Here is a 12329-nt window from a genome sequence, read left to right as displayed (position 1 = left end):
TTGCTGTGGGACCCGGCTCACCCTCCAGGCCCCCAGGCACCCAAAGGCGGAGCCCGCCCAACGGCGGAGCCCGCCCAACGGGCCCCGGCCACCGGGCCTCGGCCACCGGGCCTCGGCCACCGGGCCCCGCCCAACGGGCCTCGGCCACCGGGCCCCGGCCACCGGGCCCCGGCCACCGGGCCCCGCCCAACGGCACCCCGCCCAACGGCACCCCGCCCAACGGCACCCCGCCCCCAACCCCACGACAGGCGGCCCGCCCGGCCGAGGGGAACTGTCCCCCCGGGGGCAACCCCGGCTGCCCCCGGCTCACCTTGTGGTCCAGGGTGAACGGGTGGGCGGGTGGGAGGATCCGCCGCGGTAGCGGCGGCACCACCCACCGGCCCGCAGACTCCCCACCCCCACCCCCCAACCCGAAGCGGAGCGCACCGTGCAGCAGACCCTGATCGTTGTGGGGGCCGTCCTCTGGGGCGCCGCCGCGGGCCTGCTGCTGCCGCGCGCCGCGTACCGGTTCTCCGTCCCCCCGGGCGAACCGTGGCAGACCCGCTGTCCGAGCGGCGAGCACGAGGTCAAGGGCTGGCTCGGCCCCTGGCCGGACGGCTGCGGGCACGAGGGGTACCGCAAGGCCCGCGCCCTGCTCCTCGCCCTCGTCACCACCGCGGCCTGCGCAGCCCTCGCCACCGCCACGGGCCCCCGGCCAGAACTCGCCGTGTGGCTGCTCCTCACCCCGCCCGCCGTCGTCCTCGCGGCCGTCGACTTCGCCGTGATGCGCCTGCCGGACGTCCTGACCCTGCCGATGGGCGCCGCGTCGCTCGCCCTGCTCGGCGTCGCCGCCGCCCTGCCGGAGCACGGCGGCTCCTGGACCACCGCGGGGCTCGGCGCGCTCGTCCTGAGCGGCGGGTACTTCGTGCTGTTCCTGATCAATCCGAACGGCATGGCGTTCGGCGACGTGAAGCTCGCGGTGGCCCTGGGCGCCGTACTGGGCTGGTACGGCTGGGGCGTCCTGCTGCTCGGCACGTTCGCGGGCTTCGTCTTCGCGGCCGTGTACGGAGGCTGGCTCGTCGCCGTGCGCAAGGCGGGCCGCAGGACGGCGATCGCGTTCGGCCCGTTCCTGCTGGGCGGCACCTTCGCGGGGCTGCTGCTGGGGGCGTACGCGGCATAGCCCCCGCACCGGCAAGAGGCCCAGGGGCCTGGCGTACGCTGAAGAGGATCTGTCCGCCCCATTTGGACCTTACGAAAGGGACGCCCCGGTGACCGAGAAGGCCGACCTTCAGTCCGTTCTCGACCGCGCCGCCGCCGGCGGACGGATCAGTGCCGAAGAGGCGCTCGACCTGTACCGCGACGCCCCGCTGCACGCGCTCGGCGCCGCCGCCGACGCCGTACGCCGCCGTCGCTACGCGGGCACCGAGCACATCGCGACGTACATCATCGAGCGGAACATCAACTACACGAACGTCTGTGTGACGGCGTGCAAGTTCTGCGCCTTCTACGCCGCCCCGAAGGACACCAAGAAGGGCTGGACCCGCGACCTCGACGACATCCTGCGCCGCTGCGCGGAGACCGTCGAACTCGGCGGCACGCAGATCATGTTCCAGGGCGGCCACCACCCGGACTTCGGCGTCGAGTACTACGAGCACCACTTCAGCGCCATCAAGAAGGACTTCCCGCAGCTGGTCATCCACTCCCTCGGCGCGTCCGAGGTCGAGCACATGGCCCGCATCTCCAAGGTCACGGTGGAGGAGGCGATCCAGCGGATCAACGCCGCCGGGCTCGACTCCTTCGCGGGCGCCGGCGCCGAGCTGCTGCCCGAGCGCCCCCGCAAGGCCATCGCCCCGCTCAAGGAGTCCGGCGAGCGCTGGCTGGAGATCATGGAGACGGCCCACGGCCTCGGCGTCGAGTCGACGTCCACGATGCTCATGGGCACCGGCGAGACCAACGCCGAGCGCATCGAGCACCTGCGCATGATCCGCGACGTACAGGACCGGACCGGCGGCTTCCGCGCCTTCATCCCGTACACGTACCAGCCCGAGAACAACCACCTGAAGGGCCGCACGCAGGCCTCGATCTTCGAGTACCTGCGCATGATCGCGATCGCCCGGATCTTCCTCGACAACGTCGCGCACATCCAGGGCTCCTGGCTGACCACCGGCAAGGAGGCCGGCCAGCTCACCCTGCACTACGGCGCGGACGACCTCGGCTCGGTCATGCTGGAGGAGAACGTGGTCTCCTCGGCCGGTGCCAAGCACCGCTCCAACCTGGCCGAGATGATCGACATGATCCGTACGGCGGACCGGGTCCCGGCCCAGCGCGCCACCACGTACGAGCACCTCGTCGTCCACGACGACCCGGCGAACGACCCCGTCGACGCCCGCGTCGCCTCGCACATCTCCTCCACCGCGATCGAGGGCGGCACGGCCCACCCGGAGCTCAAGCTCCTCGCGGCCAACTGAGCTCCCCTTGCTGACGCTTCACCGGGTGCGCGGAGTCGGGCCGTCCGAGGACGTCGCCCTCGGGCACGCCGCCGTCGTCGACGGCACCCGCTTCGCGGCGATCGGCCCGTACGAGGACCTGCTCGCCGCCTACGGCGAGCGGGCCCGCGTCCGCGACTGGGGCGACGGAATCCTGACCCCCGGCCGCTTCGAGCCCGACGCCGTCGCCCTCCTGGAGTCGGCGTACTGGCCCGACCCCCGCGAGGCCGACACCCTCGGCACGGAGCCGCTGACCGGCCCCGCCCTCGCCGCCCTGGACATGACGGACACCCGCTGGGGCGCGAGCGCGCGGCGGGGCGTCCAACGCCTGCTCGCGACGGGCACCACGGCACTGGCGGGCCCGTTCACCCACCCCGCGGTCCGCACGGCCGTCGTGCGCTCGGGGCTCCGCGACCGCCCGGTGGCCCCACCTCGGGCCGGGGGAGAAGCGGACTTTGCCGTGCTGACCCCCGACGGCACCTGCCTGGCGACGGCGATCGGCGGCCGCCTGGTGTACCGGCGCCGCTGAGGCAAGGGGCAAGGTGGCGCCCCGTAAGGGGCGCGGGGAACTGCGCGAGCAACCAGAAACGAACCCGCACCCGCCAGGACCCCGAACACGGCAGACGCCCCCGCGAACAGCCCGCCGCAGGCGCAGCCCACCGCCCTGGACCAGGGCAACCCCTGACACAATGGTCCCCGTGACCCGAGCCTCCTTGGACAAGCAGCCGCACGAAGTCGCCTCGATGTTCGACGACGTGGCGGAACGGTACGACCTGACCAACGACGTGATCTCGCTCGGCCAGGCCCGCCTCTGGCGCAAGGCGGTCGCGCAGGCGGTCGACGCGCGCCCCGCGCAGAAGATCCTCGACCTCGCCGCGGGCACCGCCACCTCCTCGCAGCCCTTCGCGCAGGCGGGCGCGTACGTCGTCCCGTGCGACTTCTCGCTCGGGATGCTGAGCGTCGGCAAGCAGCGCCACCCCTGGATGCCGTTCACCGCGGGCGACGCGATGAAGCTGCCCTTCAAGGACGACACCTTCGACGCCGTCACGATCTCCTTCGGCCTGCGCAACGTCCAGGACACCGGCGCCGCGCTGCGCGAGATGCACCGCGTGACCCGCCCCGGCGGACGCGTCGTCATCTGCGAGTTCTCCGAGCCCACGTGGGGTCCGTTCCGCACGGTCTACATCGAGTACCTGATGCGCGCCCTGCCGCCCGTCGCGCGCACGGTCTGCACCAACCCGGACGCGTACGTCTACCTCGCCGAGTCCATCCGCTCCTGGCCCAACCAGACCGAACTCGCCGCCCTGTTGCAGGACGCGGGCTGGTCGAAGGTGGCCCACCGGAACCTCACCGGGGGAGTGGTCGCGCTGCACCGGGGGTTCAAGGCGAACTAGCCATTTCGCCGGGGAGTTGACGGGAACCGTTCGCCGGAGAAGATGTGTCAGTTGATATGTCCCGGCCACTTGCCGTGGTCGGGGCGTGACGGTCGGCACACGCCGATCACGTCCCCTGATATATCTCCCCATAACGGAGCGTCCCGATGGCGTCGAACTGCCCCGACTGCGGGGCTCCAGCTCCCGACGAGGCCCGCTTCTGCATGAGATGCGGGCGCGAACGCACACCGGTTCCCCCGGAGCCGGAGGATGCGGTGCCGTCCGAGGCTCCCTCCGACGAAGCCGTCAGCACCGACCAGGCCGATGAGCCCGTCCGTACCGACAAGGCCGAGATCGCAGACGAAGCCGAGAAGGCCGACGAGGCCGACAAGGCCGACGAGGCCGCGAAAGCCGACAAGGCCGCGAAAGCCGTACAGGCCATCAGCACCGACAAGGCACCCCCGGCCGACGAGCCCGAAGTCCCGGCAACTCACCCCGCGACCCTGGTGGTTCCCCCAGCCCCCGAGTCGCCCGGCGCACCCGCGGCCCCCGCTCCCGCCGCGACCCCGGCGCCCCCGGCCGCCCCTCCGCCCCCGGCCGCCGCTCCCGCTCCCGCGGCCCCGCCGCACACCCCGCCTCCGGCAGCGCCCCCGCTGACCCCGCCCCCGCTCGCCCCGCCGGCGGGCCCCGCCACGCCCTCACCCGTGGGCGCCTTCATCGGGCGGGCCGTGCGGGGCGACTGGGCCGGGGCCGCGCAGGCCGCGCTCTGGCCGCTCGCGCTGTTGCTGATCACCGCCGCGGGGCTCGCGATCCCCACGTACGGCCAGGAGAGCGACGACATCGTCGTCGGCTTCGGCGACCGGATGCGGCTCTCGCTCGCGGCGGCGCTCCAGGCCGTGGGCGGCGACGTGACGCTGAGCGGCCGCGAGGAGCGGGGCTACGACGGCTCGTCCTCGTACCCGTCGTCCGAGTCGTCCCAGTCCGCGATCGACGGCACCCTGTCGGTGCACCTGGTCCCGCTGACGGTCACGGCGCTGTTCGTCCTCGCGCTGCTCATCGGCGTACGCGTCCTCCACCAGCGGCTGCGGCACCGCGCCGCCGCGTACGGCACCGGCGGTCCCGGTACGACGGCCGGTCTCGAAGCGGCCGTCCGGGTGGGCGTGTTGACGGCTCTGGGCGTCCTGGTGCTCGGTCTCTTCGCGCAGCCGGAGATCCGGGACGTCGAGGTGTCCTCGGGCCCGTTCCTCGCCATGCTCGGCGCGCTCGGGCTCGCCCTTGTCGTGTCCGCCGCCGTACTGCACCGCGACGACCTCACGCACTGGCTGGCCGCGCGCCCCGGCGCGCAGTCGTTCGTGCGCGCGGCCGGTGTGACGCTGCGCGCGCTCGCCATCGTGCTCGTTCTCGCCTCCGCCGTCGGCTACTTCGCCTTCACCCAGATCCCCGATCTGAACGACGCGTCCGACGCGCGCGACTCCGGCGTCTCGCCGTACCTCGTCGCGCTGCTCGTGCTGCCGAACCTCGGCATCGCGGCGCTCGGCGTCGGCTGGGGCGCTCCGCTTCAGGCGGAGGCGGACGGGCGGCGCTCGGCGTACGGCGACAACTCCGAGAGCCACTCGTTCGCGCTCTCCGAGCTGGGTGACCTGTTCAACTCCGGTGCGGTCGTGGGCGCGGTGGCGCTCGGCCTGGTGTGCGCGCTGACGATCGGCGTGCTCGCCGCCCGCCGGTGCGCGGGCCGGGGCGAGCAGATCCTGGCCGGAGGGCTCTTCTTCGGCCTGTACCTGCTGCTCGCCGCGATCGGCGGCTTCAGCGTGGAGACGTCCGCGAAGGAGGTCGGGTACGGCGGCGACTCCGCCACGGCCGGTCTCGAAGGCGGCGTGAGCCTGCCGGACGTCCTGCTCTTCGGGCTGCTGTGGGTGGCAGGGGCGCTGGTCGTCGGGCCGCTGCTGGTGCGGATGGCCGGGCAGGGCGGTGGGGTGGGCGGGCCGCCGGGGCCGTCCGGGTCCGGTGGACCGCCTGGTTCCGGTGGGCAGTTCGGGTCCGGTGGGTTTGGTGGGGCTGGTGGGTCGGACGGGGCTGGTGGCTCCGGCGGTCCTGGCGGTCCGGGTGGGCCTGGTGGTCCGGGTGGGCCTGGTGGTGGTCCGGGGCCGGTTCCCGACCCGCACGCCGCGCCGACCCAGAGCGGCATCCCCGTCCATGGGCCCCCGGCCCCGGGCACGCCGCCGCACGGCACCCCGCCCCACGGCACCCCGCCCCACGGCCCCACCCCGTACGACCCCCACGCCTTCCAGATCGGCCACCCGGGGGCGCCCCGGCCCGGTTCCGGTGGGCCGCGCGGGCGGACGGGGGTCTGGGTGGCGACGCTCGTCGGCGCCCTCGTCATCGGCGGCGGCACCGCGGCCGGTCTGCTGCTCTGGCAGGACGACGACGGCAAGGACGACGCCAAGGGCAAGGACGAAAGACCGGCCGTGAGCCGCACCGAAGACGAGACCGTCCCGCCGACCGGCTCGGAGGAGCCCACCGGCGACCCCGTCGGCCCCTCGACGCCCGACCCGACGACGGGCACCGGCGGCACGGAAGGGACCACGGCGGGGAGCACGGGCGGGAGTTCGGCCGGGAACACGGGCGGCGGGTCGGACGACAGCACTGACGACGTGCCCGTGCCCGCCGGTTCGGCGCGGGTGAACGACGTGAAGGGCTTCTCGTTCGCCGTGCCCGGCGGCTGGAGCCGCGAGCGCGGCGACAACCCGACCCAGGTCACGTACGCAGGCCTGACCGGCCCGGAGAACTTCCAGATCGGCGTCATCGACAGCGCCGACTACACCTCGTACGGGAACATGAAGAACATGGAGGTGCACGCCAAGAAGGACCCGGACAAGTCGGACTACCGGCGCCTGCGGCTTGCGCACACCACCTTCCAGGGGCACGAGGCCGCGGTCTGGGAGTACACGTACACGGACCGCGCGGACCGCACGATCCACGCGATCAACCACAGCTACATCGCGGACAACGGCACCGAGTACGCCCTCCAGCTCTCCTGGCGCGAGGACTTCTGGCCCGCCGGGCACGGCGCGAAGACGCACCAGACGGCGCTGGACACCTGGCACCTCACCGGATAGGTACCTGGCCGCACCGTCACCGTCACCTCCACCGGCACCTCCACCGGCACCTCGCCGGACCGTGCTCCGGCGCACGGAGATCGAGGCGGCGCACGCCCCCAGGCGTGCGCCGCCTCAGCTGCTTCCGGAGCCGCCCGCGGTCCCGACGCCCACCTCGGACTGCCCGAGGCTCACCTCGGGCGGCCCCGGCTCGTCCAGCTCCCGCCGCAACCCGCCGCCCGGCGGCCCGGGGCGCCGCGGCTCGCGCACGCCCGCGCCGCCCCCGCCCTCGTGCGGCCCGAGGTCGAACCACACCGTCACGACGGCTCCGCGCGGGACCTGGGCGCCGGGCGGCGGGTACTGGCGTACGACGTGGTCGAGGACCAGGTCGCGGAAACCGGGCCGGTCCGGAGCCGTCAGCACCACGCCGTGCTCGGCGGCCGTCTCGCGCGCGTCCATCGCCATCAACCCGACGAAGCGCGGTACGCGCACCGGCGGCCCGGCGGACCCGGGTGTGTTCAGCACGGGCGTCACCCCCCAGCGGTAGGGGAAGGGTAACTCCGGCACGCGGGAGGGCAACCCCGGCCGAGGGGCGCGTGGTGCGGCGTGCCACGGCCGGGGCGCGCGCTACAGCGTGAGCCGGTAGCAGTACGCCGTCACGCCCGTGCTGGGCGACGTGAACGTCTCCGCCCGCTCCATGCCGAGGCGCCGCGCGACCGCCATGGACCGTTCGTTGCGTATGTCGATCATCGCGACCACCGACCGCACGCCCGCCGCCCGCACCCGCTCCAGGGTCGCGCGCGCCGCCGCGGTCGCGTAGCCGTGCCCCCACGCCGCGCGCGCGAGCCGCCAGCCGATCTCGATCTCGCCCGTCGGCCCCCACTCCCGGGGCCACGGCATGGCGCCGGCGAAGCCCACCGGATCGCCCTCGGGGTCCAGCAACGTCCACAGGCAGAAGCCGAGTTCCGCGTCGTGTCTGCGCTGGCGTGCGGTCAGCTCCTCGTACGTGGACCGCTCCGAGCTCCAGCCGCCGACGTACTGCATGACCTCCGGGTCGTCGAAGAGGCGGTGCCAGACGAAGGCGTCCTCGTCGGTCGGGACGCGCAGCCGGACGGCCGGGCCTTGAACGCTCCTGGCGTCCGCGTCGTTCCTGGGGCGCGCGTCGGCCATGGGGCCCGCTTCGCTCACGTCGCTCACATCGCTCACAAGTGGCCCTTCGCCTGGTTGATCCGTACCGCCTCATAGACTGCCCATATCCCGTGCCGGTCGGCACACAGATTTCGAGCCTTGGGGAGAACCCGCCGTGACCGAGCCCCTCTCCGAACACACCGCTGACGTCATCGTCGTCGGGGCCGGGCCAGCCGGTTCGACCACGGCGTACTACCTGGCGAAGGCCGGCCTCGACGTACTCCTCCTCGAGAAGACCGCGTTCCCGCGGGAGAAGGTCTGCGGTGACGGGCTCACGCCCCGCGCCACCAAGCAGCTCGTGTCGATGGGCATCGACATCTCCGAAGAGGCGGGCTGGCTGCGGAACAAGGGGCTCCGCATCATCGGCGGCGGCGTACGCCTCCAACTGGATTGGCCGGAACTCGCCTCTTACCCGGACTACGGCCTGGTCCGTAAACGCGACGACTTCGACGAGCAGCTGGCCCGGCAGGCCCAGAAGGCGGGCGCCCGGCTGCACGAGCGCTGCAACGTGGGCGCCCCGATCGTCGACGACCGCACCGGCCGCATCACCGGCGTGCACGCCAAGCTCGGCGAGGACAAAACGCCGGTGACCTTCCACGCGCCGCTGGTCGTGGCCGCGGACGGCAACTCCACGCGGCTTTCGCTCGCGATGGGCCTGCACCGCCGCGAGGACCGCCCGATGGGTGTCGCCGTGCGGACGTACTTCACCTCGCCGCGCCACGACGACGACTATCTGGAGTCCTGGCTGGAGCTGTGGGACCGCCGCGGCGCCCAGGACCGGCTCCTGCCGGGCTACGGCTGGATCTTCGGCATGGGCGACGGTACGTCGAATGTCGGCCTCGGCGTCCTGAACACCTCGGCCGCCTTCAAGGAGCTCGACTGGCGCGAGATCCTCAAGGCCTGGTGCGCCTCGATGCCCGAGGACTGGGGCTACACCCCCGAGAACATGACGATGCCCATCCGCGGCGCGGCCCTGCCGATGGCCTTCAACCGCCAGCCGCACTACACCAAGGGCCTGCTGCTCGTCGGCGACGCGGGCGGCCTCGTCAACCCGTTCAACGGCGAGGGCATCGCGTACGCCATGGAGTCCGGCCAGATCGCGGCCGACGTCATCGTGCAGGCCCACGCCCGCGCCACGCCCGCCCAGCGCGAACTGGCCCTGCACGACTACCCGAAGACGCTCAAGGAGGTCTACGGCGGCTACTACACGCTCGGCCGCGCCTTCGTGAAGCTCATCGGCAACCCGAAGGTCATGAAGATCGCCACCCAGCGGGGCCTCACGCACCCGATGCTGATGAAGTTCACCCTGAAGATGCTGGCGAACCTCACGGACCCGCGGGGCGGCGACGCGATGGACCGCATCATCAACGGCCTCAGCAAGGTGGCACCCAAGGCCTGACCTGGCCCCTGGGCCCGCGTGGACGACGCACGCGGGCCCAGGTGGCCGCACGTCGAAGGGCCGGAACCCCGCTCGGGGTTCCGGCCCTTCGTGCGTACGCGGTGGACGTACGCGAAAGCGTCAGAGGACGCGCACCGCCCCGGAGGCCGGGTAGCCCGACAGGTCCTGGATCACGACACCCTTGCCGGGGTTCGCGGCGTCCAGGTACTGGCCGTTACCGATGTACACACCCACGTGGTACGCCGAGCCCGCGCCGCCCCAGTAAAGGATGTCGCCCACCTGGAGGTTGGAGAGCGAGACCGGGGTGCCGGCCGTCGACTGGGCCTGCGAGACGCGCGGCAGGTCGACGCCGACCTGCTTGAAGGCGGCCTGGACGAGGCTGGAGCAGTCCCACGCGTTGGGGCCCGAGGCACCCATGACGTACGCGTCGCCGAGCTGCGCCTTCAGGAAGCTGATGACCGTGCCGACGCTGCCGCTGGGCGCGGAGTTGCTGGAGGACGACTGCGAGGCGGAGGAACCGCCGCCGGAGGGCGCGGAGGACGTGCTGAGCTGGGTGCGCTCGGAGTCCCGCGCGGCGCGCTCCTGTGCGGCCTCGCGCTCGGCCTTGGCCTTGGCCTCGGCCTTCTTCCTGGCCTCCGCCTTCTTCTCGGCCTCCGCCTGGTCCTTGGCGGCCTGCTTGGCCGCCTTCACGGCCGCGGCGTCCTGCTGCGCGCGGGCCTCGTAGCTGTCGGCGGTCTGGGCCGTCGCGTCAGCGGACTGGGCGATCTGCGCGGACAGATCGGCGGTCAGGGTGGGCAGCTCGATGGTCTCGGTCACCGGCTCGGCGGCGTTCGCCGTACCAGCGGCGGCGGCCACTGCCAGGGTGCTGAGGACGCCACCGGCAACTCCGGCGCGCAGAGCCATCTTCGACGCGCTGCGGCGGGGCTTCCGGTGGCTGGGTATGTGAGCGGTGTGGGACATGAGAACAACCGCTATCAGGGACACCGGGTTCCCTTCAAGAAACGTGTGCTGCGCCACAGTTGCCCAGCGCGCGGCTGAATCCCGGGCGTGTCGCATCTTATTGACGCCGTAACGGGCAATGCGGACAGTCGTGATCACGCCTGTGATCATGGGTTTTCCGCGTTACGTCCGAATTGCCCATGGACTACCACCCCCTGTGCCGGTTGGCCAAGCCCGGTTGTTTGGCCGGTAGTTCGTGTGTGGCGCAGGTCACCTCGGGTGGCGCGATGAACCTCCCCGAGACCTCACCGAGACCGGGCCGAGATCTTCCGCTCGCACGCCAGTGCCGCCGGCTCCCTCGCGCACGCGTGCGCGCGTGCGTGGTGAAGCTGATGTCGGCTCCCTCGCGCGCGTGGGCGCCGCGGTGGCCGACCTGTGAGGTGACGCGGCGGTCGGTCCGTGAGGCGCGGCGGCCGACTCGTGAGGCGCGGCGGTCGACCCGCGGGACGCGGTGCCCGACTCGTGAATCGATGCACACGTCCACACTCGTCCACATCTCTGCCGCCAAAGTGTGAACGCGCTCCTCTATCAAGCGCTCACGTCCAGCGCCAATTTGCCTGTAGCGGCCATCTCTTGATAGTGCAACCCCGCCTCGACCAGGCCTTACGCGTCAGGATGTCACCTCTGGTGATCACTCAGGCGCTTCGCGTACGAAGATCACCGCTCATCCGACTTCATGATCCTTCGTCAGGTGGTGGAGATCACAAAGCCGTTGTCGCACCCCGTGTCGCAGATCACAGACCGGCAGGCATAGGATGCGGGGCAGTTGGGCTTGTGACCTGCTTCACATGTAAGCGATCTTCACGTGTGGGGCGGCCCTCGCGAGTCCGATGCAACCGCCAGCAGTCAGTGCCGACTGAGAGGAGCGAGGAGCGGTGAACGCCTATGCGCCCATCCTCGTACTGGGAGCCCTCGGGGCAGGCTTTGCGATCTTCTCCGTGGTCATGGCCACGCTTATCGGTCCAAAGCGGTACAACCGCGCGAAGCTCGAGGCCTACGAATGCGGGATCGAGCCGACCCCCACGCCGGCCGGCGGCGGGCGCTTCCCCATCAAGTACTACCTGACGGCGATGCTCTTCATCGTCTTCGACATCGAGATCGTCTTTCTCTATCCCTGGGCCGTCACCTTCGACGCCCTGGGGATCTTCGGGCTCGTGGAGATGCTGCTCTTCGTGCTCACCGTCTTCGTCGCCTACGCGTACGTCTGGCGGCGCGGCGGTCTGGAATGGGACTGAGGAGCCACTGAGCATGGGACTCGAAGAGAAACTCCCGAGCGGATTCCTGCTGACCACCGTCGAGCAGGCCGCCGGGTGGGTGCGCAAGTCATCCGTCTTCCCGGCCACGTTCGGCCTTGCGTGCTGCGCCATCGAGATGATGACGACCGGCGCCGGGCGCTACGACCTGGCGCGCTTCGGCATGGAGGTCTTCCGCGGCTCGCCGCGGCAGGCGGATCTGATGATCGTGGCGGGACGCGTGAGCCAGAAGATGGCGCCCGTCCTGCGCCAGGTCTACGACCAGATGCCGAACCCCAAGTGGGTCATCTCCATGGGGGTCTGCGCCTCGTCGGGCGGGATGTTCAACAACTACGCGATCGTGCAGGGCGTGGACCACGTCGTCCCGGTCGACATCTATCTGCCCGGCTGTCCGCCCCGGCCCGAGATGCTGATGGACGCGATCCTCAAGCTGCACCAGAAGATCCAGACCTCCAAGCTCGGTGTGAACGCCGAGGAAGCGGCCCGTGAGGCGGAGGAGGCGGCCCTCAAGGCCCTCCCCACCATCGAGATGAAGGGTCTGCTGCGGTGAGCGACGC

11 protein-coding genes and 1 pseudogene are annotated in these 12329 nt (G+C 71.9%); 9 read left to right on the top strand and 3 right to left on the bottom strand.

The window, feature by feature from the left end; translation table 11 throughout:
- The first annotated feature begins 427 nt into the window (after positions 1 to 427).
- From OO63_RS10710 to OO63_RS46315, 6 genes and pseudogenes are all read left to right on the top strand, one after another.
- Positions 428 to 1159: a prepilin peptidase gene (locus tag OO63_RS10710; protein ID WP_030359131.1), complete on the top strand. Its 732-nt coding sequence runs from the start codon at positions 428 to 430 to the stop codon at positions 1157 to 1159.
- A gap of 88 nt (positions 1160 to 1247) precedes the next feature.
- Positions 1248 to 2447 (top strand): cyclic dehypoxanthinyl futalosine synthase, encoded by a 1200-nt coding sequence (mqnC, locus tag OO63_RS10705; protein ID WP_030359130.1) that lies wholly within the window; start codon positions 1248 to 1250, stop codon positions 2445 to 2447.
- A gap of 7 nt (positions 2448 to 2454) precedes the next feature.
- Positions 2455 to 2994, top strand: coding sequence for a hypothetical protein (locus tag OO63_RS10700; protein WP_030359129.1), 540 nt, complete (start codon positions 2455 to 2457; stop codon positions 2992 to 2994).
- Between the two features lie 169 nt (positions 2995 to 3163).
- The gene (locus tag OO63_RS10695) at positions 3164 to 3859 is read left to right on the top strand and encodes a demethylmenaquinone methyltransferase (RefSeq protein WP_030359128.1); all 696 of its coding nucleotides are present in this window, start codon (positions 3164 to 3166) and stop codon (positions 3857 to 3859) included.
- Positions 3860 to 4005: 146 nt separating this feature from the next.
- Positions 4006 to 4074, top strand: a pseudogene (locus tag OO63_RS47755) (zinc-ribbon domain-containing protein); the annotation flags it as partial.
- 39 nt (positions 4075 to 4113) lie between these two features.
- Positions 4114 to 6954, top strand: coding sequence for a hypothetical protein (locus tag OO63_RS46315; RefSeq protein WP_051810732.1), 2841 nt, complete (start codon positions 4114 to 4116; stop codon positions 6952 to 6954).
- Positions 6955 to 7068: 114 nt separating this feature from the next.
- Here the strand turns inward: OO63_RS46315 and OO63_RS10685 are convergent, their stop codons facing one another.
- A complete protein-coding gene (locus tag OO63_RS10685) occupies positions 7069 to 7398 on the bottom strand; it encodes a PASTA domain-containing protein (RefSeq protein WP_397622205.1) in 330 nt (109 codons plus the stop codon).
- A 162-nt stretch (positions 7399 to 7560) separates the two neighbouring features.
- Positions 7561 to 8103 carry a GNAT family N-acetyltransferase gene (locus OO63_RS10680; protein WP_051810731.1) on the bottom strand — a complete coding sequence of 181 codons (543 nt, stop codon included), beginning with the start codon at positions 8101 to 8103 and terminating at the stop codon, positions 7561 to 7563.
- 133 nt (positions 8104 to 8236) lie between these two features.
- Here OO63_RS10680 and OO63_RS10675 point away from each other — a divergent pair, with 133 nt between their 5' ends.
- A complete protein-coding gene (locus OO63_RS10675; protein WP_030359124.1) occupies positions 8237 to 9520 on the top strand; it encodes a geranylgeranyl reductase family protein in 1284 nt (427 codons plus the stop codon).
- A 120-nt stretch (positions 9521 to 9640) separates the two neighbouring features.
- Here OO63_RS10675 and OO63_RS10670 read toward each other — a convergent pair whose 3' ends face one another.
- Positions 9641 to 10480: a C40 family peptidase gene (locus OO63_RS10670; protein WP_063750391.1), complete on the bottom strand. Its 840-nt coding sequence runs from the start codon at positions 10478 to 10480 to the stop codon at positions 9641 to 9643.
- Between the two features lie 914 nt (positions 10481 to 11394).
- Here OO63_RS10670 and OO63_RS10665 point away from each other — a divergent pair.
- Both OO63_RS10665 and OO63_RS10660 read left to right on the top strand, forming a co-directional pair.
- The gene (locus OO63_RS10665; protein ID WP_003992243.1) at positions 11395 to 11754 is read left to right on the top strand and encodes an NADH-quinone oxidoreductase subunit A; all 360 of its coding nucleotides are present in this window, start codon (positions 11395 to 11397) and stop codon (positions 11752 to 11754) included.
- 13 nt (positions 11755 to 11767) lie between these two features.
- On the top strand, positions 11768 to 12322 hold the full coding sequence (locus OO63_RS10660) for a NuoB/complex I 20 kDa subunit family protein (protein ID WP_016640165.1): 555 nt from the start codon (positions 11768 to 11770) through the stop codon (positions 12320 to 12322).
- Positions 12323 to 12329: the final 7 nt, after the last annotated feature.

It is taken from the genome of Streptomyces alboflavus (assembly GCF_000716675.1).
In the GTDB taxonomy this organism is placed as follows: domain Bacteria; phylum Actinomycetota; class Actinomycetes; order Streptomycetales; family Streptomycetaceae; genus Streptomyces; species Streptomyces alboflavus.
The sequence above is the reverse complement of the archived record's forward strand: the minus strand, read 5'-3'. Positions and strand labels throughout refer to the sequence as shown.